Genomic DNA, 23451 nt, shown 5'->3' with positions numbered 1-23451 from the left:
CGCGTCTTTCACTCACGAACCAGCAAGTGGCGTCCCCTAGGGGATTCGAACCCCTGTTACCGCCGTGAAAGGGCGGTGTCCTGGGCCTCTAGACGAAGGGGACACTGAAGTCTCAATCGCAAGACGCCTTGCTTCTTTACGTTCATCAGACAATCTGTGTGAGCACTACAAAGGCAGGTTCTTTAAGGTAAGGAGGTGATCCAACCGCAGGTTCCCCTACGGTTACCTTGTTACGACTTCACCCCAGTCATGAATCACAAAGTGGTAAGCGCCCTCCCGAAGGTTAAGCTACCTACTTCTTTTGCAACCCACTCCCATGGTGTGACGGGCGGTGTGTACAAGGCCCGGGAACGTATTCACCGTAGCATTCTGATCTACGATTACTAGCGATTCCGACTTCATGGAGTCGAGTTGCAGACTCCAATCCGGACTACGACATACTTTATGAGGTCCGCTTGCTCTCGCGAGGTCGCTTCTCTTTGTATATGCCATTGTAGCACGTGTGTAGCCCTGGTCGTAAGGGCCATGATGACTTGACGTCATCCCCACCTTCCTCCAGTTTATCACTGGCAGTCTCCTTTGAGTTCCCGGCCTAACCGCTGGCAACAAAGGATAAGGGTTGCGCTCGTTGCGGGACTTAACCCAACATTTCACAACACGAGCTGACGACAGCCATGCAGCACCTGTCTCACAGTTCCCGAAGGCACCAATCCATCTCTGGAAAGTTCTGTGGATGTCAAGACCAGGTAAGGTTCTTCGCGTTGCATCGAATTAAACCACATGCTCCACCGCTTGTGCGGGCCCCCGTCAATTCATTTGAGTTTTAACCTTGCGGCCGTACTCCCCAGGCGGTCGATTTAACGCGTTAGCTCCGGAAGCCACGCCTCAAGGGCACAACCTCCAAATCGACATCGTTTACGGCGTGGACTACCAGGGTATCTAATCCTGTTTGCTCCCCACGCTTTCGCACCTGAGCGTCAGTCTTTGTCCAGGGGGCCGCCTTCGCCACCGGTATTCCTCCAGATCTCTACGCATTTCACCGCTACACCTGGAATTCTACCCCCCTCTACAAGACTCTAGCCTGCCAGTTTCGAATGCAGTTCCCAGGTTGAGCCCGGGGATTTCACATCCGACTTGACAGACCGCCTGCGTGCGCTTTACGCCCAGTAATTCCGATTAACGCTTGCACCCTCCGTATTACCGCGGCTGCTGGCACGGAGTTAGCCGGTGCTTCTTCTGCGGGTAACGTCAATCGCCAAGGTTATTAACCTTAACGCCTTCCTCCCCGCTGAAAGTGCTTTACAACCCGAAGGCCTTCTTCACACACGCGGCATGGCTGCATCAGGCTTGCGCCCATTGTGCAATATTCCCCACTGCTGCCTCCCGTAGGAGTCTGGACCGTGTCTCAGTTCCAGTGTGGCTGGTCATCCTCTCAGACCAGCTAGGGATCGTCGCCTAGGTGAGCCGTTACCCCACCTACTAGCTAATCCCATCTGGGCACATCTGATGGCATGAGGCCCGAAGGTCCCCCACTTTGGTCTTGCGACGTTATGCGGTATTAGCTACCGTTTCCAGTAGTTATCCCCCTCCATCAGGCAGTTTCCCAGACATTACTCACCCGTCCGCCGCTCGTCACCCGAGAGCAAGCTCTCTGTGCTACCGCTCGACTTGCATGTGTTAGGCCTGCCGCCAGCGTTCAATCTGAGCCATGATCAAACTCTTCAATTTAAGTTTGATGCTCAAAGAATTAAACTTCGTAATGAATTACGTGTTCACTCTTGAGACTTGGTATTCATTTTTCGTCCGAGGACGTTAAGAATCCATGTCACTTTGAGTGCCCACACAGATTGTCTGATAAATTGTTAAAGAGCAGTTGCGACGCGCTTTAGCGCTCTGTCGCGAGGTGGCGTATATTACGCTTTCCTCTTTCAGAGTCAACCCGTTTTTCAGGATTTTTCTCTGCAACCGAACCGGCTGTTTGTGTGAAGTGATTCACATCCGCCGTGTCGATGGAGGCGCATTATAGGGAGTTCTCGAGCGTCCGCAATAGAAAAATGGCAGAAAAATGACTGACTGCTGCATTCCCCAGCAAAACCCCGCTTTATACCTCGTTAAACACAGAATTATCCACAGGAGAGCGTAAAAACATGACCGCTAGCCCCGTGGATCGCCAGCTATATAGAAGGAGAATCACCGGCCTGGAGAGAAACATAAAAATTCGCGAGCGTTGCGCAAACGTTTTCGTTACAATGCCGCGCTATGACACGGATGCCCGGTTGGGTGCGTTAGGTGAGTTTTTAGGCAAAAACTCACCTAACGCTCTCTGTAATGTTCAAATCCTGGGGATTTAATACCATGCAACAACGTCGTCCAGTCCGCCGCGCTCTGCTCAGTGTTTCTGACAAGGCCGGTATCGTCGAATTCGCGCAGGCGCTTTCCGCTCGTGGTGTCGAGCTGCTGTCCACCGGCGGCACCGCTCGCCTGCTGGCAGATAAAGGCCTGCCGGTTACCGAAGTCTCTGACTACACCGGTTTCCCGGAAATGATGGATGGACGCGTGAAGACCCTGCATCCGAAAGTACACGGCGGCATCCTCGGTCGTCGCGGTCAGGATGACGGTATCATGCAGCAACACGGTATCGCGCCTATCGATATGGTTGTCGTGAACCTTTACCCGTTCGCCCAGACCGTCGCTCGTGAAGGGTGCTCGCTGGAAGACGCGGTGGAAAACATCGATATCGGCGGCCCGACCATGGTGCGCTCTGCGGCGAAGAACCATAAAGATGTCGCCATCGTGGTTAAGAGCAGCGACTACGACGCCATTATTAATGAGATGGACGCCAACGAAGGTTCTCTCACGCTGGCCACCCGCTTCGACCTCGCCATTAAAGCCTTCGAACACACCGCCGCTTACGACAGCATGATCGCCAACTACTTCGGCAGCATGGTTCCGGCCTATCACGGCGAAAGCAAAGAAGCCGCTGGCCGCTTCCCGCGTACCCTGAATCTGAACTTCATTAAGAAGCAGGATATGCGCTACGGCGAAAACAGCCACCAGCAGGCGGCTTTCTATATAGAAGAGAATGTAAAAGAGGCCTCCGTGGCGACCGCCACTCAGCTGCAGGGCAAAGCGCTCTCCTATAACAACATTGCCGATACCGATGCGGCGCTGGAGTGTGTAAAAGAGTTCAACGAGCCGGCCTGCGTTATCGTTAAGCACGCCAACCCGTGCGGCGTTGCCGTCAGCAACTCGATTCTTGACGCCTACGATCGCGCTTACAAAACCGACCCAACCTCCGCGTTCGGCGGCATCATCGCCTTTAACCGCGAGCTGGATGCTGAAACCGCGCAGGCGATCATCTCTCGCCAGTTCGTCGAAGTGATCATCGCGCCGTCCGCCAGCGAAGAAGCGCTGAAAATCACCGCCGCGAAGCAGAACGTCCGCGTACTGACCTGCGGCCAGTGGGATACTCGCGTTGCCGGCCTCGATTTCAAACGCGTTAACGGTGGTCTGCTGGTTCAGGACCGCGATCTCGGCATGGTCACCGCAGGTGAACTGCGCGTGGTCAGCAAACGTCAGCCAACCGAGCAGGAACTGCGCGATGCGCTGTTCTGCTGGAAAGTGGCGAAATTCGTCAAATCCAACGCCATTGTGTATGCCAAAGATAATATGACCATCGGCATAGGCGCCGGTCAGATGAGCCGCGTCTACTCGGCGAAAATCGCCGGAATTAAAGCCGGTGATGAAGGTCTGGAAGTGAAAGGTTCCGCCATGGCCTCTGACGCTTTCTTCCCGTTCCGCGACGGCATCGATGCCGCAGCCGCGGTAGGCATCACCTGCGTTATTCAGCCGGGCGGCTCTATCCGTGACGACGAAGTGATTGCCGCCGCTGACGAACACGGCATCGCCATGATCTTCACCGACATGCGCCACTTCCGCCATTAATTCATGGAGCAGCAGATGAAAGTATTAGTAATCGGCAACGGCGGGCGCGAGCACGCGCTGGCCTGGAAAGCGGCTCAGTCGCCGCTGGTTGATACCGTCTACGTCGCGCCGGGCAACGCCGGTACCGCTCTGGAGCCGTCGCTGCAAAACGTCGCCATCGGCGTCACCGATATTCCGGCGCTGCTTCGCTTCGCGCAGGATGAGAACATCGATCTGACGATCGTGGGCCCGGAAGCGCCGTTGGTCATTGGCGTGGTCGACGCGTTCCGTGCCGCCGGTCTGAACATCTTCGGGCCAACCGAAGGCGCCGCGCAGCTGGAAGGCTCAAAAGCCTTCACCAAAGATTTTCTCGCCCGTCATCATATTCCGACGGCGGAATACCAGAACTTCACCGAAGTGGAGCCTGCGCTGGCTTATCTGCGCGAGAAAGGCGCGCCGATCGTCATCAAAGCCGACGGTCTGGCGGCGGGTAAAGGCGTTATCGTGGCGATGACCCTCGAGGAAGCCGAAGCGGCGGTCAAAGATATGTTGGCCGGCAACGCCTTTGGCGACGCGGGCCACCGCATCGTGATTGAAGAGTTCCTCGATGGCGAAGAGGCTAGCTTTATTGTGATGGTCGACGGCGAGCACGTCCTGCCGATGGCCACCAGCCAGGATCACAAGCGCGTCGGCAACGGCGATACCGGCCCGAACACCGGCGGGATGGGGGCGTACTCCCCGGCGCCGGTGGTTACTGACGAAGTCCACCAGCGCACCATGGAGCGGATTATCTGGCCAACCGTGAAAGGCATGGCCGCTGAAGGCAACACCTATACCGGTTTCCTCTACGCCGGTCTGATGATCGACAAGCAGGGCAACCCGAAGGTGATTGAGTTCAACTGCCGCTTTGGCGACCCGGAAACCCAACCGATCATGCTGCGCATGAAGTCCGACCTGGTCGAGCTGTGCCTCGCCGCCTGCGCGGGCAAGCTGGACGAGAAAACCTCCGAGTGGGATGACCGCGCGTCGCTGGGCGTGGTGGTTGCCGCCGGCGGCTATCCGGGCAGCTACAATACGGGCGATGAGATCTACGGCCTGCCGCAGCAGGAAGTCGCAGACGGTAAGGTCTTCCACGCCGGCACCAAACTGTCTGACGACCAGCGCGTGGTCACCAACGGCGGGCGCGTGCTGTGCGTCACCGCGCTGGGTGACTCCGTGGCGCAGGCGCAGCAGCGCGCCTATCAGCTGCTGACCGACATTCGCTGGGACGGTAGCTTTAGCCGTAGCGATATCGGCTGGCGCGCCATCGAACGTGAAAAGGCTAACGGCTAAGTTTCGCCAGCAGCGTTTTGCGCGTAATGCCTAACTGACGGGCGGCTTCGGTTTTGTTGCCGCCCGTTTTTTCCAGCGCCGCCAGAATCACCTCTTTCTCCACTTCCACTAACGGCTGAATTCCCCCCTCCTCGCTCCCGCCTGATGGCAGCGGCGTACCGGCGATCGCCAGCGGCAGTTCTCGCTCAGAGATATAGTTTCCGGTCAGTAGCACCACCGCCCGCTCCACCGCGTTTTCCAGCTCGCGAATATTGCCCGGCCAGGGGTAGTGGATCAGCAGGTCCATCGCCTGTGGCGTGAACCCCTTTACCGTCTTACGATTGCGTTCGGTATAGCGTTTGAAAAAATGCTGCGCCAGCTGCGGAATATCTTCCCGTCGCCGGCGCAGCGGCGGCATATCAATAGTTACGACATTCAGGCGGTAATAGAGATCCTGGCGAAAACGCCCGGCGCTCACCTCCTCCGCCAGATTACGATGGGTGGCGGCGATTAGCCGCACATCGACAGAAAGCGTCTGATTACTGCCCACGCGCTGCACTTCGCGTTCCTGAATCGCCCGCAGCAGACGCACCTGCATCAGCGGCGAGATATCGCCAATTTCATCAAGGAACAGCGTGCCGCCATCCGCCTCGACAAAGCGTCCTTCCCGTCGCCGATCCGCCCCGGTAAACGCCCCTTTTTCATGGCCGAAGAGTTCCGACTCCAGCAGTGACTCATTCAGCGCCGCGCAGTTGAGCGTGACCAACGGCTTGTCACGACGCTCGCTGCAGGCGTGGATGGCGTGCGCCACCAGCTCCTTACCGGTTCCCGACTCCCCATAAATCAGCACCGTCGCGTCCGAAGGGGCCACCAGCGTAATATCGTTAAGAAGCGCCTGCATCGCCGGGCTGTCGCCAATCATGCCCCACCGTGAATCCGTCGCAACGCTGGGGTCGCTCTCGCTCTGCCGGGTGTGCGCCAATGCCTGAACCAGCGTCTGCTGCAGGGTGTCAAAATCCAGCGGTTTAACCAGATAATCCAGCGCCCCGGACTTAATAGCTTCTACCGCCGTACCGACGCTGGAAAACGCCGTCATGATCAGCACCGGTATCGCCGGGTTATAGGCCTTAATCTCTTTTAACGTTGCGATACCGTCCATCTCCGCCATACGGATATCGCACAGCACCAGGTCGAAGACCTGCTGATGGGTCTGCTCCAGCGCCTGCAGGCCGTTGTGAGCCAACCCCACCTGATAGCCCCAGCCGCGCAGCAGCGCCTGCAGGATCGTGCAGTGGCTGACGTCATCATCAACGACCAGAATCTGTACTTTATCGCTGCTCATCTTCCCTCCGTTGAGCATCCACCGGTAACCAAAGCGTAAATATCGCTCCAGCTCCCGGCTGACTTTCGGCGCGGATCGTCCCGCCATGTTGTTCGATAATATTCTGCACTACGGCCAGCCCCAGCCCGGTGCCGTCCGCCTTGGTGGTGAAATACGGCGTGAAGATAGCCTGTAACTCTTCATCGCTCATCCCCTTACCGCTATCCGTGACGACGATTTTCACCCGCTGACGATCGGCTTCGCTTGCTGTTACGCGAATGACGCCGTCACGGCCAATCGCCTGCATTGCATTCAGGTACAGATTCAACAGCACCTGATTCAGGCGATCGGGGTCGGCGCTGATCGTGGTTAACTCAGGTCGCGGAGTAAATTGCAGCGCGATCCCGCGGCTCTGCGCATCCTGGCTTACCAACTGCAATGAGTGGCGGATAAGCGCGTTGATATCGACTGTCTGGTAGTTTAGATGGGCGGGCCGGACCAGCTCCAGCAGCTCGCTGACCACCCGGTTCAGGCGATCAGCCTCTTTGGCCATCACCTGGGCTAACTGATGCGACTCGCCGCCAGGCGACGTGCGCTCGGCAAAATATTTCGCCAGCCCTTTAATCGACGAGAGCGGGTTGCGGATCTCGTGCGCGACCCCCGCCGCCAGATGGCCAAGCGCCACCAGCTTTTCCTTGCGGGCCATCGCCTCCAGCAGCTGTTTCCGCGAGCGACGATAGCGGCGGAACCAGAACTGAGCGAGGATCGTCGCCGCTATCACCAGCGCGGCGGCACCCAGCATGATGGCCATATTCCGCTGCCCGCGGGCCTGCGCGGCATCCAGCTCGCGGCTATCAAAGGCGATAAAAATCACCTGCGGGACGATGGCCTGAGCCAGGGCGCTATTGCCGCGGTTCATCATTCCCATATGGTGGCCGCGGGCCGGATTAAGCGGGCGAAAATGGCGATAGATCTCCAGCGCCGGCTGCGGTTCGCTAAGCCGGCGCCAGCGGGCCTGTGCGCCAACCGCTAACGCACGCATCTGCGCCGGGCTATACAGCGTTTTACCCACCTGCTGCGGATCGCTATGGGCGATAATTTTACCGTTTTCATCGGTCACCGCGAACCACAGGACGCCCGGTTGCCAGGCCATCTCTTCCAGCAGGGCCTGCAGCTGCGCATGATGCATACGCATCCCCATCCCGACGCGCGTGCCGGACTCCAGCGCGCGGATCAGCACGCTCCCTTTCTCTTCAATGGTTTGTCGGGCAGCGGTCGTCTCGCGACCGTAGTCGCGGACGATCATCGCGGAGAACAGCATGACCAGCAGCACAACCGTGCCGGTCAGCAGCCAGCTCAGCGCGCCAGCGGCGGCGTCCCGGGAGAGAGATTTGATCTTCATCGGCGAGTCCTTGTCATCTCTTTTTCACTATCTGCAGGCTCCTTCAGCAGAAATCATGCCATGTTTCCGCGCGGCCAATCCTGCTCTCAAACATATCGCCTGCGCTTAAGCGAGTAAAAATGACTCGCCTGACCCTGGCGGAACGGGTCATTTTTACTCGCTCTCCTCGGCAAAGGCTTCGGCAGGCCCACACAGACGGGCTTTTTCAGACTGGCATGGAAGATGCAATACCGAGGGAAACCACACAGGAGAAAATGCCATGAAACGGAACCGTACCTTACCTCTCGCCCTCGTTACCTTTGCCGCGCTGACCTTCGCCAGCAACGCGGCCTGGGCCAACCACCACTGGGGCAACAATAACGGGATGGGCAACCAGGGCTACAGTCAGCTGACCCAGGAGCAGCAGGCTACCGTGCAAAAGCTGCATAACGATTACTATGCGCAAACCAGCGCCCTGCGCCAGCAGCTGCAGTCCAAACGCTATGAGTACAATGCGCTGCTCACGGCGCAAAAGCCGGACAGCGGGAAGATTGAAGCTGTCGCTCAGGAGATGGAAGGCTTACGCCAGAAGCTGGATCAGCAGCGGGTGAAGTTTGATATCGCCCTGGCTGAGGCAGGCGTTCCCCGCGGCGCAGGAATGGGATATGGCGGCTGTCGCGGTAGCGCCGGCGGCCATATGGGCATGAACCACTGGTAAAGGTTAGAAGCTTTTTTCCGTCGGCTGCCAGGTGCAGAAGTTTTCATTGGCGACCAGCAGCAGTTGAGAGCCTTCCGGCGCCTCCAGCCAGGCAATGCTCACTGCGGCGGAAGCGTGGCTCTGGCGGCGTTCAATGTGCGCCAGGGCCCGGCTATCGAGGTCGGGCGTAACCGTCTGCCCTTCGCAGGTCAGCACGGTATGCGTGGCAGCGTTCCAGCGCCCCTGCCGCAGGACGACCCGCCCCTGGCGGAGGGCGTCGCTGGTCTGGCGGATCTGTTCGGCGCGATAACGATATAGCGCGACCTGGTCGCTGGAGAGCTGCTGCTTCTGCCCGTCCACTTCCCGTTGCATAAAGCTCAGATCGCCCTGCGCGTCGAAACGGGCGCGAATATGTTCCGGCGGTTTGCCATAGACATTGAGTTCGATAAGCGCCAGTTGATCGCCCTGCCAGCGATATTCGCTGGTCGAGGTGTCCCCGTGACGCCACGGGCTGAAGGCGGCGAGAAGATGGACTTCATCGCCAGAATCTTTACGCCATATGCGCATCGCTCCCTGATTGTCCGCATATCCGCTGGCGGTAAACGGCGGTAGCGACGTGTCGTGGCTGCAGGCAGTCAGCAACAGGATGCCCGCCAGCGCCAGAGGCCGGCGCCAGACAGACAAAAGGGGCTTAATAGCCCCTTCGATAAAACTGTTCACTGCCACGCGGTCTTACTTAACTGCGTCTTTCAGTGCTTTGCCAGAAACAAATGCCGGCACGTTAGCTGCAGCGATTTTGATCTCTTTACCGGTCTGCGGGTTGCGGCCAGTACGCTCAGCGCGGTGGTTCACTTTGAAGGTACCGAAACCAACCAGTTGAACAGCATCACCTTCTTTCAGAGACTCAGTAATTGCAGCCAGGGTAGATTCCAGGGCAGCTTTAGCCTGTGCTTTGGACAGGTCAGCTTTGTCCGCAATTACATCAATCAGTTGAGTCTTGTTCATAAGTTATCCTTACAATGTGTTTATCGCTTGCTAAGCATCGAGTGCGACGGAAATGCCAAAAAAGCACCCTCCTGCATACACGCACCGATAGCCACTTTTTTTCGCCCTCCAAATGTAGACCAGACGGGGGGCGGAATGGAAGCCTTCAGACGCTACAATTCAGGCGGTAAATCACGTTTTCTGGTCTCACTGCTGAAAATTTATACCAATATTGCTCTCGCCAGCCTCGCGCAGGTCCGCGCGCAGGCCTTTTATCAGCTCAAGATCACGCTCTTCACAGTCGGCCAGCAGGCGGAAAATTTCCCACTGAATATCCCATTCCTGCTCTACCGCCGGATTCGCTTTCAACTCTTCGTCGGTCATTTCGCGACCTTCCTGGGTCATTTCCAGCATCGCCACGGTGGTGATGGAGGTCTTGCTCACCTCGATCGCGTGCTCGAGCGTTTCGCCGCTCAGACGAGAATGAATCAGTTCACTCAACGCCACGCAAGCGTCTATGGCCGGATAGACACCGTACATGTCGAAATCATCTGCCGCCGGGATCGCCTCTTCCAGCTTCTCCAGCTGGCTGTCGAAATTCACCTTCGCATCTTTAACCGTCAGCGTTTCCCAGATCAGGTCCAGGATACGACGATAAAGCAGGCCGTCGCCAAACTCGGTTTGCTTGCAGAACATCGCGTAGTTGGGATACATACGTTCGCACAGGCAGGCCATAAAAGTGACATGCTGCCAGCTTTCCAGCTTCTCCAGGCGCAGGTGAATCGGGTTTTGTAACATGATGAATTCTCGAAGTCAGAAATTAGGCGCAGTGTACCTGAATCAGCTGTGATTTGCTTGCCAACGCACAAACGACGGACGACGGGACGCCACCGCATCGGCCCAGCGCGTCGGCTCGGGCAGACGGTAGCCTCGCATGCAGCGCTCAACCCACATTAAAGCGCTGTCCATGCCTACCCGGTGGCCGGTGCTAATAAACAGCGGGTTGCAGCGCACTTTGCTGCGCCAGACCCAGGCCAGTTGCTCATTTTTATCCATCAGCGGGGCCAGCGCGCCAGGCTCATCACCCAGGTCGCCGATTTTGCCGCACAGGCGTTTTTTCGCCACTCCGATAGTCGGCACATCAATCATCAGGCCAAAATGGCTGGCGACGCCCAATCTCCGGGGATGAGAAATGCCGTGTCCGTCAACGAAGAGCAGGTCCGGTTTTTGCGAAAGCTGCTCCCACGCCGCCAGCAGCGCAGGCGTTTCGCGAAACGAGAGAAAGCCGGGAATATAGGGCATAGAGGTGGCGACCCGCGCCACCTGATACTCCACCAGCTCAAGCTCAGGCCAGGTCAGCAGCACCATCGCAGCCCGGGTGATCTCCCCTTCCTGCTCAAACCCGACGTCCGCGCCGCCGATCAACGCCGGCGGGTCGCGATCCAGTCGATCCGCACGCTCTACCGACGCGGCTAACTGTTGCTGTTGGGTACGTAGTGCGGCTAAATCCATAGGGCTTATCTCCTACTGGTGATAGGGTGCGGACAGACGGTGCACAGCCTCAACAAAGACGCCCGCATGCTCGGGGTCAACGTCCTGATGAATACCGTGTCCAAGGTTAAAGACGTGGCCTTCCCCCTGGCCAAAGCCGGCAAGAATAGTCGCCACTTCTTCTTCAATACGCGGGGCGGACGCATAGAGCATCGACGGATCCATATTGCCCTGTAGCGCTACTTTGTTACCCACGCGACGGCGAGCATCGGCAATATCGGTGGTCCAGTCGAGACCCAACGCATCGCAGCCGGTCTCCGCCATCGCTTCCAGCCACTGACCACCGCCTTTGGTGAACAGAGTCACCGGCACGCGGCGGCCTTCGTTTTCCCGCAGCAGGCCATCGACGATCTTATGCATGTAGTAGAGGGAGAACTGCTGATAGTCGCGGCCGGTCAGCACCCCGCCCCAGGTGTCAAAAATCATCACCGACTGCGCGCCGGCTTTGATCTGCGCGTTGAGATACAGGGTAACGCTCTTCGCCAGCTTATCCAGCAGCGCATGCAGCGCCTGCGGCTCGGCGTACATCATCTTTTTAATCACGGTGAAAGCCTTGCTGCTGCCGCCCTCCACCATGTACGTAGCCAGCGTCCATGGACTACCGGAAAAACCGATCAGCGGCACTTCGCCTTTCAGTTCGCGGCGAATGGTGCGCACGGCGTTCATTACATAGCCCAGCTCCTGCTCCGGATCCGGGATCGGCAGCTTGTCGACGTCGGCTTTACTTTTTACCGGCGAGGTGAAGCGCGGACCTTCGCCAGCTTCAAAGTACAGCCCCAGCCCCATGGCGTCCGGGATGGTCAGGATGTCCGAAAAGAGGATCGCCGCGTCCAGCGGGTAACGGCGCAGCGGCTGGAGAGTCACTTCGCAGGCCAGCTCGGCATTTTTACACAGCGACATAAAGTCGCCCGCTTGCGCACGGGTGGCTTTGTACTCCGGTAAATAGCGGCCCGCCTGGCGCATCATCCACACCGGGGTGACATCAACCGGCTGACGCAGCAGCGCGCGCAGGTAACGATCGTTCTTCAGTTCGGTCATTTTTACATTCCTTTAGCGTTGATACGCCCAGTGTAACATGTCACTCGAACTCTGCCCGACACATCGCGACGGTATCTTCGATAAGCCGCCGCGCCACTGTCCCCGGCGGCGGCAGAAGCGGCAGGTCGTCATAGCGATACCAGTCCGCGGTCAGTAACTCTTTTTTGTCGACCACGATCTCGCCATCTGCGTAATCCGCCATAAAGGCGGTCATCAGCGACTGCGGGAACGGCCATGGCTGAGAGGTCACGTAACGCAGGTTTTTTACCCGAATACCGCTCTCCTCCATCACCTCGCGAGCCACCGCCTGCTCAAGGGTTTCGCCGACCTCGACAAAGCCGGCCAGCACGGTGTGCACGCCGTTGCGATGGCGCGTATGTTGCGCCAGCAGGATCGCATCGTCGCGACGGATTGCCACGATAATGCAGGGGGCAATTTGCGGGTAGTAACGTTCACGGCAGTGGCTGCACAGCATCGCCCATTCGCTTTTGCTGGCATGCATCGGGTGGCCGCAGTAACCGCAAAATTTATGCGAGCGATAAAATTCGGCGAGCTGGATCCCCCGCCCAGCCAGCTGGAAGAGTCCCGGATCCTGATCCAGCACCTGGCGCAACGATCCCATGTCATGGCGACGATCCTGGCGCACCATCCACACGGACTCGCCCTGCCACTCGCCAATATGCAGCGCATGCTGGCCGACAAGATCGAAATTAACCGCTTCGCCATGTGGTAATTCTCCACCAGGCAACCATAATTTTTGTTCGTGACTGACAACCCACCAGCCGCGATCTAATTTTTCAATAATACGATCCATATCTATTGCACTACCTTTGCTTCACTGGCATGTTGTTAACATTATATTTACATTTTGGTGAGCAGATTTAAATCAAAACTAGCGGAGTCAATCATGCTAAACCAGCTGGAAAATCTGACGGAGCGCGTTGGCGGTAGTAATGAACTGGTCGATCGCTGGCTACAAGTGCGTAAGCATCTGCTCGTGGCTTACTACAACCTGGTTGGCCTGAAACCGGGCAAAGAGTCGTTTATNCGGCTAAACGAAAAGGCGCTGGATGACTTTTGCCAAAGTCTGGTGGATTACCTCTCATCCGGTCATTTTAGTATTTATGAACGCATTATTGGCGAAATGGAAGGCGATACCCCTCTTTTAGCCGCCACCCGGCTTTACCCGCAGCTGGAAGCCAATACCCAGCAGATGATGGACTACTACGATACCTGCCTCGAAAACGCCATCGATCACGATAACTATCTTGAATTTCAGCAGGCGCTGTCGGATATCGGCGAGTCGCTGGAGGCGCGTTTCGCGCTGGAAGATAAACTGATCGCCCTGGCTGTCGCCCATAACCTGAGCAATGACGTGCGCGATAATATTGCGCCGACCGCTTGAGTTGTGAACCGTTAACGCGTAATTTACGTACATTATCCCTCTGCGGAGGGATTTCATCTTGTCGGAGTGCCTATTTTCCATGCGCAGGCTAACGTGGAAAAGGCTGAGACCGTTAATTCGGGATCCGCGGAACCTGATCAGGCTAATACCTGCGAAGGGAACAAGAGTAAACTGCTGTTCGCGTCAGTCCGTCAGGGCCGATCGCATCTGTTACTCCATCCGTCGTCTGACAAGCCATGTCCTTTTTTAACTGGAATGCGCTATGTCTACTACCAAACTAACCCGTCGGGAACAACGCGAGCACGCGCAGCGATTCATTGATACGCTGGCGGGTACCGCTTTTCCTAATTCACGCCGCATCTATGTTCACGGCTCACAAGCGGATATCCGCGTCCCGATGCGTGAAATTCAGCTCAGCCCAACTCTCGTCGGCGGCGATAAAGATAACCCCCGGTACGAAACCAACGAACCGATCCCGGTGTATGACACCTCCGGGCCGTATGGCGACCCGGATATTAGCATTGATGTCCGCCAGGGGCTGGCAAAGCTGCGCCAGCCGTGGATCGACGCGCGTAACGACTGCGCGCCGCTCAGCGAACGCAGCTCGGCCTATACCAAAGCGCGGCTGGCCGACGACGGTCTCGATGAGCTGCGCTTCAGCGGCCTGCTGACGCCCAAACGCGCCGTCGTTGGCAAATGCGTTACCCAGCTGCACTACGCCCGCCAGGGGATAGTCACCCCGGAGATGGAGTTCATCGCCATTCGCGAAAACATGGGTCGCGAACGTATCCGCAGCGAGGTTCTGCGCCAGCAGCACGCAGGTGAAGGCTTCGGCGCCCACCTACCGGAAAACATCACCCCCGAGTTCGTTCGCGATGAAGTGGCCGCCGGACGCGCCATCATCCCCGCCAACATCAACCACCCGGAGTCTGAACCGATGATTATCGGCCGCAACTTCCTGGTGAAAGTGAATGCCAATATCGGCAACTCGGCGGTGACCTCTTCCATCGAAGAAGAGGTCGAGAAACTGGTCTGGTCAACCCGCTGGGGCGCCGACACGGTGATGGACCTCTCCACCGGCCGCTATATCCACGAAACCCGCGAGTGGATCCTGCGCAACAGCCCGGTGCCGATTGGTACCGTGCCGATTTACCAGGCGCTGGAGAAGGTCAACGGCATCGCCGAGAATCTCACCTGGCAAGTCTTCCGCGATACCCTGCTGGAACAGGCCGAGCAAGGCGTCGACTACTTCACGATTCACGCCGGCGTACTGTTGCGCTACGTCCCGATGACGGCGAAGCGCCTGACCGGTATCGTCTCGCGCGGCGGCTCAATCATGGCTAAGTGGTGCCTGTCGCATCATCAGGAAAACTTCCTCTACCAGCATTTCCGCGAAATCTGCGAAATCTGCGCCGCCTATGACGTGTCGCTGTCGCTGGGCGATGGCCTGCGCCCCGGCTCCATTCAGGATGCCAACGACGAGGCGCAGTTTTCCGAGCTGCGCACCCTCGGCGAACTGACGAAAATCGCCTGGGAATATGACGTGCAGGTGATGATTGAAGGNCCTGGCCACGTGCCGATGCAGATGATCCGCCGCAATATGACCGAACAGCTGGAGCACTGCCACGAAGCGCCGTTCTACACCCTGGGGCCGCTCACCACTGACATCGCGCCGGGCTACGACCATTTCACCTCCGGTATCGGCGCGGCAATGATCGGCTGGTTCGGCTGCGCCATGCTGTGCTATGTCACGCCGAAAGAGCATCTCGGCCTGCCCAACAAAGAGGATGTCAAACAGGGGCTGATTACCTACAAAATCGCCGCCCACGCCGCCGACCTCGCGAAAGGCCATCCCGGGGCGCAGATCCGCGACAACGCGATGTCAAAAGCGCGTTTTGAATTCCGCTGGGAAGACCAGTTCAACCTCGCGCTCGACCCGTTCACCGCGCGGGCCTATCACGATGAAACCCTGCCGCAGGAGTCCGGCAAAGTCGCCCACTTCTGCTCCATGTGCGGGCCGAAATTCTGTTCGATGAAAATCACTCAGGAGGTCCGCGACTACGCCGCGAAGCAAAGTATCGAAGCCGGCATGGCCGATATGTCGAATAACTTCCGCGCCCGCGGCGGCGAAATCTACCTGAAACAGGAGGAAGCCTGATGTATCAACCTGATTTTCCACCCGTCCCGTTTCGTCTCGGACTCTACCCGGTGGTGGACAGCGTGGCGTGGATTGAGCGCCTGCTCGAAGCTGGGGTACGTACCCTTCAGTTACGCATCAAAGACCGGCGCGACAGCGAAGTGGAGGATGACGTGATCGCCGCCATCGCCCTTGGTCGCCGCTATCACGCCCGACTGTTCATTAACGATTACTGGCAGCTGGCGATTAAGCATCAGGCCTATGGCGTGCATCTCGGACAAGAAGATCTGGAAACCACCGATCTGAGCGCTATCCGCCAGGCCGGGCTGCGTCTTGGCGTCTCTACTCACGATGATATGGAAATTGATGTCGCCCTTGCGGCGCGCCCCTCTTACATAGCGCTAGGTCACGTCTTCCCGACGCAAACCAAACAGATGCCTTCCGCGCCGCAGGGCCTCGAGCAGCTTGCCAGACATATTCAACGCCTGGCGGATTACCCCACCGTGGCGATCGGCGGAATTAGCCTGGAAAAGGCGCCGGGGGTACTGGCGACCGGCGTCGGCAGCATCGCGGTGGTCAGCGCCATCACCCAGGCGGCGGACTGGCGGGCAGCGACCGACCAACTGCTGGCGCTGGCGGGAGCGGGCGATGAATGATCACGACTTTATGCGCTATAGCCGCCAGCTGCTGCTGGAGGATATTGCCATCGAAGGGCAGCAGAAGCTGTTAGCCAGTCGAGTGCTGATTATCGGCCTTGGCGGGCTGGGCTCCCCGGCGGCGCTCTATCTGGCCGGGGCTGGCGTCGGGACGCTCACCCTGGCCGATGACGACGCGGTGCATCTCAGCAACCTGCAACGGCAGATCTTGTTCACCAGCGCGGATATCGATCGGCCAAAAGCCGCAGCGGCACAGACCCGGCTCAGCCAGCTAAACCCGCAGATCAAACTGGTGGCGCTCCAGCAGCGCTTAAGCGGCGAGGCGCTCCGCGCCGAAGTGGCGAAAGCGGACGTGGTGCTGGACTGTACCGATAATATGGTCACCCGCCAGGCGATCAATGCCGCCTGTGTGGCCCTCGATACCCCGTTAGTGACCGCCAGCGCCGTGGGCTTCGGCGGTCAGCTGATGGTGCTCACCCCGCCCTGGACGCAGGGCTGCTATCGCTGCCTGTGGCCGGAAAGCGATGAACCGCAGCGCAACTGCCGCACCGCGGGGATCGTCGGCCCGGTGGTCGGCATGATGGGCACCCTGCAGGCGCTGGAGACAATTAAGCTGCTCAGCGGCATGGCGACGCCGCGCAACACCCTGCGGCTGTTCGACGCCCGCACCAGCAACTGGCGCGCCCTTGCGCTACAGCGTTCCCGGAGCTGCCCGGTGTGCGGAGGGCGGCATGCAGATCTGGTTTAACGACGAGCCGCTGGCGTGCGCCGACAATCTCAGCGTCAGCGCCCTGCTGACCCAGCTCGAACAGCAGCAGCCTGGCGTTGCGCTGGCGCTCAATCAACACATCCTGCCGCGCGACCGGTGGGAAGATCATCTCTTGCAGGAAGGCGATCGGGTCCTGCTTTTTCAGGTTATCGCTGGAGGCTGACATGTTACGTATTGCAGACAAAACGTTTGAATCCCATCTTTTCACCGGTACCGGCAAATTCGCCGCCCCGGAGGTGATGGTCGAGGCGATTCGCGCCTCGGGCAGCCAGCTGGTAACCCTGGCGATGAAGCGCGTCGATTTACGCCAGCGCAATGACGCCATCCTCGCCCCGCTGCTGGCGGCGGGAGTCAGCCTGCTGCCGAATACCTCAGGCGCCAAGACGGCGGAAGAGGCGGTGTTTGCCGCCCGCCTGGCGCGGGAAGCCCTGGGTACCCACTGGCTGAAGCTAGAGATCCACCCGGACGCCCGCTGGCTGCTGCCCGACCCGATTGAAACCCTGAAAGCGGCGGAGCTGCTGGTCCGCGAAGGGTTCGTGGTGCTGCCCTACTGCGGCGCCGATCCGGTGCTGTGTAAACGACTGGAAGAGGTAGGCTGCGCGGCGGTGATGCCGCTGGGTGCGCCGATCGGCTCCAATCAGGGGCTGGAAACCAAAGCCATGCTGGAGATTATTATCGAGCAGGCGACGGTCCCGGTGGTGGTCGACGCCGGGATCGGCGTCCCGAGCCATGCGGCGCAGGCGCTGGAGATGGGCGCGGACGCGGTGCTGGTCAATACCGCCATTGCCGTCGCCGACGACCCCGTGGCCATGGCCCGCGCCTTCCGTATGGCGATCGATGCCGGATTACTGGCGCGTCAGGCCGGACCGGGGGCACGCAGTACGCAGGCGCAGGCCACCAGCCCGCTCACCGGATTCCTGGAGGCGCTGGCATGAAAACCTTTAGCGATCGCTGGCGGCAGCTGGAGTGGGACGATATCCGCCTGCGCATCAACAGCAAAACCGCCGCCGACGTCGAACGGGCGCTGGCGGCCAAACAGCTCACCCGCGATGATATGATGGCCCTGCTCTCGCCTGCCGCGGCCAATTACCTTGAACCGCTGGCCCAGCGCGCGCAGCGCCTCACCCGGCAGCGCTTCGGCAATACCGTCAGCTTCTACGTGCCGCTGTATCTCTCCAACCTGTGCGCTAACGACTGCACCTACTGCGGCTTCTCGATGAGCAACCGCATTAAGCGCAAGACGCTGGATGCCGCCGAGATTGCCCGCGAGTGCGCCGCGATCCGCAACCTGGGCTTTGAGCATCTGCTGCTGGTGACCGGCGAACATCAGGGTAAGGTGGGAATGGATTATTTCCGTCGGCACCTACCGGCTATCCGCAGCCAGTTTGCCTCGCTGCATATGGAGGTGCAGCCGCTGGCGACTGAAGAGTATGCCGAGCTGAAAACCCTGGGGCTCGACGGGGTGATGGTCTATCAGGAGACCTATCATGAAAGCATGTACGCCCAACACCATCTGAAAGGAAAAAAACAGGATTTCTTCTGGCGGCTGGATACGCCGGATCGCTTAGGCGCGGCGGGGATCGATAAGATCGGCCTTGGCGCGCTCATCGGCCTTTCCGACAGCTGGCGAGTGGACTGCTTTATAGTCGCTGAGCACCTGCTGTGGCTGCAGCAGCGCTACTGGCGCAGCCGCTATTCGGTCTCCTTCCCGCGCCTGCGTCCCTGCGCCGGCGGTATTGAACCGGCTTCGCTGATGGATGAGCGCCAGCTGGTGCAAACTATCTGCGCCTTCCGCCTGCTGGCGCCAGAGGTTGAGCTGTCGCTATCCACCCGCGAATCACCCTGGTTCCGCGACCGGGTGATCCCGCTGGCGATCAATAACGTCAGCGCCTTCTCTAAAACCCAGCCCGGCGGCTACGCCGACGATCATCCGGAGCTCGAGCAATTTGCCCCGCACGACGATCGCCGCCCTGAAGAGGTCGCCAGCGCGCTGGCCGCCCGCGGCCTGCAGCCGGTATGGAAAGACTGGGATAGCTGGCTGGGACGCGCTTCGCAAACCTCATGATGTACAGTGTAAACGCCTGATAATTTTGCGCGCCTGCATGAGAGATGAAAAACGGAGGCTGGCCCGCCCGACGCCGTTTTTCTATTCTGCCCGGGTCAGCAGCGGACGCTGACCAGGGCGAACCTTTTCTTCCTCATTTTCGCCCTGCCTCTCCGCGCTGAGCAGAGGCCTGCACATTATCGCCGAATATAAATCACGATACATGAAGGCCTCAGAGTTATAATTGAGCAATAGTGAACTGATTCGATCGGCAGGCGTCCCAGACGCAACCTGCGTTCGGACCCATGGTTTATACATCCGGGACGATTAACGATTCATGGCTCTACACAACAGAAAGCTCTCTTTTACGACGCCGATCGTCGTGGGGTTTGCCGGTATTTTGCTCAGTTTTATGCTGATCGCTATTTTTGTGACTCTGGCGCAACAGAAAGATTTTCTCGAAGATTATCACGATATTAACCGCAATTTTACCCATAACCTGGCGATCAACTATACGGAAACCCTGCTGCGGGAAAATGATTTTATCCTCGGGCGCGCAGCCGCCTTCTTTGCCCGGAATGACGAACTGAATCGCGCAGTCAATGTGGAGCCGGAGAAAGGGTTAACCACGCTGATGCAGTTACAGAACATGATGCCAAGCGTCTCATCCATCTCGCTGGCGGATACCAAGGGCCACTATCTGCGCGCCCCGGAGGTGCTGGAAAATGAAGACAGCCGGGCTTTCGATCCCAGAACGCGGCCCTGGTTTATCAAACAGGCGGAAGCCAGCACCTTCAGCCACTACACCAGTCCGTATATGGATTATTTCACCCACCATCCGACGATTACCATTTTCAAACCCATCATTACCCCCGAAGGGAAACTCAAGGGCAGCCTGGCCTTTCATCTCGATCTCACCTCCATGGGGTTCGCGCTGCGCCAGATGGTGGCGCCCGTACAGGGGGAATTTTTTGTGGTGCAACGGGATGGCAAAGTGGTCCTGCACTCCGACCCGGGCGCGCTGTTTAAACCCTTCGTCAGGGACGAGCTGATGGATAAAATGACCAGCGGAGAGGGGCAGCTTTACGATCCCGGGAGCGACACCTGGTATTACTATTACTCCTTTACCAATCCCGACTGGTTTGTGATTTTCCGTGTCGATAACGCCACCCTGGTCAATCTGACACGTCATGAGACCAATTTAGTGATCGGCGGTTTCACTCTCGCAGCGATCATTATTATCCTGTTCGGTCTTTATCTGCGTCATGCTTCCCGTACCGTGCTGATGAATATCATCAATGCGATTAAAACCGGTGACGTCAAACGCGCCCCGCGCCTTGAGGCGATGCTGAGTAAAGCGATTGAAACCAATAAACAGCGCGAACTGTCCTACGTCCGCCAGGCGACCATCGACGCTCTCACCGGCTGCAAAAACCGCCGCGCCTTCGACAGCGATATTGCCGCCCTGATGAACGATCACCAGCCATTCGCCCTCGCGCTGGTCGATATCGATAACTTTAAATCGATCAACGACACCTGGGGCCATCTCAATGGCGATATCGTCCTGCGTAACGTCGCTCGCGAAGGGCTACAGGTCCTCCAGCCGCTGGAGATATCCCTCTATCGCTACGGCGGCGAAGAGTTCGCGGTGGTCTTTCCTGCCGAACATATCGATAACGCCCGCACGCTGCTGGAAACATGGCGGGTAAACGTCGAACGACGCACCTGGCGCGAAGATGGCCTGACGGTCACCTTCAGCGCCGGCCTCGGGGAATGGAATATGGAGCCACTGGATAAGCTGGTGGTGAGCGTCGATGAAGCGCTGTACAAAGCCAAACAGCAGGGTAAAAACCGTATCCTGCGCGCGTAAGACTTCAGCGCCGCCACCGCCCACTTCGGTGGGCTTTTTTATTTTTTCCGGAAAAAATGAAACCGGTTTCAATTATTGTGTGATGCCTTACACACAATCACGGTAAAGCGGTTGTCGCATCGCCAGGGCCGCGATAAAGATAAGACATCACGGAACACAAGGGCCACTGACTATGAAGAATATCGTTTTGTGCTGTGCCGCCGGTATGTCTACCAGCATGCTGGTTCAGCGTATGCAAGATGCCGCGCAGAAGAAGGGTGTTGAGGTCTCTATCAAGGCCGTACCGGTCGCTGAGTTTAAAGATAATCTGGCCGCCGCCGACATTATTTTGCTCGGCCCGCAGGTGAAATATGAGCAGGCGAAGCTGCAGGCGCTGGCCGACCCGTTCGGCAAGAAGGTCGCCGTGATCGATATGATGGACTACGGCATGATGAAAGGTGATGCCGTTCTGGATAAAGCCCTTAAGATGCTGGAGTAATCGATGGAAGATTTAGAAACGATCATCATGGAGCTGCTGGTTAACGCGGGTTCCGCACGTAGCGCGGCGCTGACGGCGCTACAGCTGGCGCGAAAAGGCGATTTTGCCGCCGCGGAGCAGGCCATGGCTGAATCCCATGAGTTCGTCAAACATGCGCATAAAATTCAGACCCAGCTTATCGGCATGGATGAAGGCAGCGGTAAATTGCCGGTCAACCTGATCACCGTGCATTCCCAGGACCATCTGATGAACGCTATGGTCATTCAGGATCTGGCGACCGACATGATTGAACTCTATCGTCGTCTGCCCCTCGCGCAATAATCTCACGGATTTAACGGGCGTCGCTGCCGGCGCCCGTCCTTCTTACAGAAAGCCGTACATCGCCGCGAATACCCAGCCAAACACGCAGGAGACGCCGACGCCGATGAGCCCGGGCAGGATAAAGCTGTGGTTAATCACAAAGCGGCCGATATGGGTGGTCCCTGAGCGATCAAACTGGATCGCCGCCAGATCGCTTGGGTAGGTCGGCAGAATATAGTAGCCATAGCAGGCCGGCGCAGAAGCCACGATATAGGCCGGGTCGACGCCGATGGCCAGGGCTACTGGCACAATCGCCGCCAGCGCTGCCGCCTGGGAGTTCACAAATTTCGAAACCAGTAGCAGCACGATGGCATAAGCCCACGGATACTCTTTTACCATTTCACCAAGCACGCCTTTAATCTCGGTCATGTGCGCGCCAAACATGGTCTCCGCCATCCACGCGATGCCGTACACCGCGACGATAGCGATCATTCCCGAACGAAAGACCTCATTTTTGGAAATCGATGCCGGGTTAGTTTTTGTAATGATGATGATCAGCGCTCCGGAGAGCAGCATAAACATCTGGATAACCAGCACCATCGACAGTGGTTTACCGTCAAAGGCCGGGCGCAGTTCAGAAAAAGCGCCAAGCAGCGCCACCACGGCGATAGAGGCCAGAAAAATCCACATTGCTATCCAGTTGCTGGTCGGCAGCTTTTTGTCCAGCAGCGTCGCCGTATCGCCATAGACGTAATGGCGGTTCTCCGGTAGCGCAATAAACGCCTGGAAGGCTTTGTCCTGATCCAGGTCTTTGCCGCGGAACCAGCTGAAGATACCGATGGCTAAAATACCCAGCAGCGTGGACGGAATGGTTATCGCCAGCAGATCGAGAAACTCCAGGTGTTTCCCGTTAAAGGTAAAATTTCCCAGCATCGCCACCAGCGATACCACCGCCACCGAGACCGGGCTGGCGATGATCCCCATCTGAGCGCCAATGGAGCTGGCGGCCATCGGACGCTCCGGACGAATGTTATTCTTAATCGCCACATCGTAGATAATCGGCAGGATGGTATACACCACGTGGCCGGTACCGCAGAGGATGGTCAGCGTGCAGGTGACGAAAGGCGCCACGATAGAAACATATTTCGGGTTACGCCGCAGCAGCTTCTCGGCAATCTGCAGCATCACGTCTAACCCGCCGGACGCCTGCAGAGTCGCCGAGGCGGCTACCACTGCAATGATCACCAGCATCACATCAACCGGCGGTTTGCCCGGCTGGAGATGAAAAACAAAGACGAGGATCACCAAACCGATGCCGCCCAGCAGCCCCAGCGCAATACCTCCTTTTCGGGCACCATAAAACAGACAAATTAATATAATAATGAGTTGTATCGCGAATTCCATGCAGCCCCCAAAGCCTGTCCACTCAGATCTAAAAATGATCCCTACCTGCCTCTCGGGATTATTTCTGCGCCTGACCGGGAGAAGCATGAGATGCGGCTATCCCTCTCCAGCGCCGTCGCGCCGAAGATACAGCAACAGAAGTAATCCCATGATTCATCAGGTATTTTGAATATATACCCTT

At 58.0% G+C, this 23451-nt stretch carries 22 protein-coding genes, 1 tRNA gene, 1 rRNA gene and 1 riboswitch; of the genes, 13 read left to right on the top strand and 11 right to left on the bottom strand.

The features are described 5' to 3' along the window. Nucleotides 1-27: 27 nt before the first annotated feature. Both VZP09_RS22030 and VZP09_RS22025 read right to left on the bottom strand, forming a co-directional pair. Nucleotides 28-103 (bottom strand) — tRNA-Glu (locus VZP09_RS22030). An 85-nt stretch (nucleotides 104-188) separates the two neighbouring features. Then, a 16S ribosomal RNA gene (locus VZP09_RS22025) occupies nucleotides 189-1728 on the bottom strand. 627 nt (nucleotides 1729-2355) lie between these two features. Here VZP09_RS22025 and purH point away from each other — a divergent pair. Further along, nucleotides 2356-3945: a bifunctional phosphoribosylaminoimidazolecarboxamide formyltransferase/IMP cyclohydrolase gene (purH, locus tag VZP09_RS22020; RefSeq protein WP_004178254.1), complete on the top strand. Its 1590-nt coding sequence runs from the start codon at nucleotides 2356-2358 to the stop codon at nucleotides 3943-3945. 15 nt (nucleotides 3946-3960) lie between these two features. Further along, nucleotides 3961-5256, top strand: a complete 1296-nt coding sequence (gene purD / locus VZP09_RS22015) for a phosphoribosylamine--glycine ligase (RefSeq protein WP_002884357.1) — start codon at nucleotides 3961-3963, stop codon at nucleotides 5254-5256. On the opposite strand, the gene zraR is transcribed toward purD, so the two are convergent. After that, the gene (zraR, locus tag VZP09_RS22010; RefSeq protein WP_004212861.1) at nucleotides 5246-6577 is read right to left on the bottom strand and encodes a sigma-54-dependent response regulator transcription factor ZraR; all 1332 of its coding nucleotides are present in this window, start codon (nucleotides 6575-6577) and stop codon (nucleotides 5246-5248) included. The genes purD and zraR overlap by 11 nt on opposite strands. Further along, nucleotides 6564-7958 (bottom strand): two-component system sensor histidine kinase ZraS, encoded by a 1395-nt coding sequence (gene zraS, locus VZP09_RS22005; protein WP_048269938.1) that lies wholly within the window; start codon nucleotides 7956-7958, stop codon nucleotides 6564-6566. Before zraS ends, zraR begins: the two co-directional genes overlap by 14 nt. Nucleotides 7959-8217: 259 nt before the next feature. Here zraS and zraP point away from each other — a divergent pair, with 259 nt between their 5' ends. Further along, on the top strand, nucleotides 8218-8655 hold the full coding sequence (gene zraP / locus VZP09_RS22000; RefSeq protein WP_002884346.1) for a zinc resistance sensor/chaperone ZraP: 438 nt from the start codon (nucleotides 8218-8220) through the stop codon (nucleotides 8653-8655). A gap of 3 nt (nucleotides 8656-8658) precedes the next feature. Here the strand turns inward: zraP and VZP09_RS21995 are convergent, their stop codons facing one another. The 6 genes from VZP09_RS21995 to nudC form a co-directional block, all read right to left on the bottom strand. Then, on the bottom strand, nucleotides 8659-9354 hold the full coding sequence (locus tag VZP09_RS21995) for a DUF1481 domain-containing protein (RefSeq protein ID WP_016530968.1): 696 nt from the start codon (nucleotides 9352-9354) through the stop codon (nucleotides 8659-8661). Nucleotides 9355-9366: 12 nt separating this feature from the next. Next, entirely contained in the window at nucleotides 9367-9639 is a 273-nt protein-coding gene (gene hupA / locus VZP09_RS21990; protein WP_002884342.1) for a nucleoid-associated protein HU-alpha, read from the bottom strand. A 186-nt stretch (nucleotides 9640-9825) separates the two neighbouring features. Continuing rightward, the gene (locus VZP09_RS21985; protein WP_002884331.1) at nucleotides 9826-10416 is read right to left on the bottom strand and encodes a YjaG family protein; all 591 of its coding nucleotides are present in this window, start codon (nucleotides 10414-10416) and stop codon (nucleotides 9826-9828) included. Between the two features lie 42 nt (nucleotides 10417-10458). After that, nucleotides 10459-11130, bottom strand: a complete 672-nt coding sequence (gene nfi / locus VZP09_RS21980; protein ID WP_004152311.1) for a deoxyribonuclease V — start codon at nucleotides 11128-11130, stop codon at nucleotides 10459-10461. Nucleotides 11131-11142: 12 nt separating this feature from the next. Then, nucleotides 11143-12207, bottom strand: a complete 1065-nt coding sequence (gene hemE / locus VZP09_RS21975; protein WP_002884329.1) for a uroporphyrinogen decarboxylase — start codon at nucleotides 12205-12207, stop codon at nucleotides 11143-11145. A 40-nt stretch (nucleotides 12208-12247) separates the two neighbouring features. Further along, complete coding sequence (nudC, locus tag VZP09_RS21970) at nucleotides 12248-13021, bottom strand: NAD(+) diphosphatase (RefSeq protein ID WP_002884327.1); 774 nt, start codon at nucleotides 13019-13021, stop codon at nucleotides 12248-12250. 93 nt (nucleotides 13022-13114) lie between these two features. Between nudC and rsd the strand changes: the two genes are divergently transcribed. From rsd to VZP09_RS21920, 10 genes are all read left to right on the top strand, one after another. Beyond that, complete coding sequence (rsd, locus tag VZP09_RS21965; protein WP_328795407.1) at nucleotides 13115-13612, top strand: sigma D regulator; 498 nt, start codon at nucleotides 13115-13117, stop codon at nucleotides 13610-13612. 52 nt (nucleotides 13613-13664) lie between these two features. Next, nucleotides 13665-13789, top strand: a riboswitch (TPP riboswitch). A gap of 85 nt (nucleotides 13790-13874) precedes the next feature. Further along, nucleotides 13875-15770 carry a phosphomethylpyrimidine synthase ThiC gene (thiC, locus tag VZP09_RS21960; protein ID WP_009485012.1) on the top strand — a complete coding sequence of 632 codons (1896 nt, stop codon included), beginning with the start codon at nucleotides 13875-13877 and terminating at the stop codon, nucleotides 15768-15770. Next, nucleotides 15770-16405, top strand: coding sequence for a thiamine phosphate synthase (gene thiE, locus VZP09_RS21955; protein WP_004152310.1), 636 nt, complete (start codon nucleotides 15770-15772; stop codon nucleotides 16403-16405). Before thiC ends, thiE begins: the two co-directional genes overlap by 1 nt. Then, on the top strand, nucleotides 16398-17153 hold the full coding sequence (gene thiF, locus VZP09_RS21950; RefSeq protein WP_004177871.1) for a thiazole biosynthesis adenylyltransferase ThiF: 756 nt from the start codon (nucleotides 16398-16400) through the stop codon (nucleotides 17151-17153). The genes thiE and thiF overlap by 8 nt, the downstream gene beginning before the upstream one ends. Next, entirely contained in the window at nucleotides 17137-17337 is a 201-nt protein-coding gene (gene thiS, locus VZP09_RS21945) for a sulfur carrier protein ThiS (protein WP_002884183.1), read from the top strand. Before thiF ends, thiS begins: the two co-directional genes overlap by 17 nt. A 1-nt stretch (nucleotide 17338) precedes the next feature. Further along, entirely contained in the window at nucleotides 17339-18109 is a 771-nt protein-coding gene (gene thiG, locus VZP09_RS21940) for a thiazole synthase (RefSeq protein ID WP_004146302.1), read from the top strand. Continuing rightward, nucleotides 18106-19239, top strand: coding sequence for a 2-iminoacetate synthase ThiH (gene thiH, locus VZP09_RS21935; RefSeq protein ID WP_004212852.1), 1134 nt, complete (start codon nucleotides 18106-18108; stop codon nucleotides 19237-19239). The genes thiG and thiH overlap by 4 nt, the downstream gene beginning before the upstream one ends. 316 nt (nucleotides 19240-19555) lie before the next feature. Next, nucleotides 19556-21088, top strand: a complete 1533-nt coding sequence (locus VZP09_RS21930; protein ID WP_023285699.1) for a sensor domain-containing diguanylate cyclase — start codon at nucleotides 19556-19558, stop codon at nucleotides 21086-21088. Between the two features lie 172 nt (nucleotides 21089-21260). Further along, entirely contained in the window at nucleotides 21261-21566 is a 306-nt protein-coding gene (locus VZP09_RS21925) for a PTS sugar transporter subunit IIB (RefSeq protein WP_002884150.1), read from the top strand. A gap of 3 nt (nucleotides 21567-21569) precedes the next feature. After that, a complete protein-coding gene (locus tag VZP09_RS21920; RefSeq protein ID WP_004212847.1) occupies nucleotides 21570-21887 on the top strand; it encodes a PTS lactose/cellobiose transporter subunit IIA in 318 nt (105 codons plus the stop codon). Nucleotides 21888-21929: 42 nt separating this feature from the next. Here VZP09_RS21920 and VZP09_RS21915 read toward each other — a convergent pair whose 3' ends face one another. Beyond that, entirely contained in the window at nucleotides 21930-23270 is a 1341-nt protein-coding gene (locus tag VZP09_RS21915; protein WP_048974651.1) for an anaerobic C4-dicarboxylate transporter, read from the bottom strand. Nucleotides 23271-23451 lie beyond the last annotated feature (181 nt).

Origin of the sequence: Klebsiella sp. EMBS2024 (assembly GCF_036233805.1) — a bacterium.
In the GTDB taxonomy this organism is placed as follows: domain Bacteria; phylum Pseudomonadota; class Gammaproteobacteria; order Enterobacterales; family Enterobacteriaceae; genus Klebsiella; species Klebsiella pneumoniae.
This window is presented reverse-complemented; position numbering and strand designations above follow the sequence as displayed.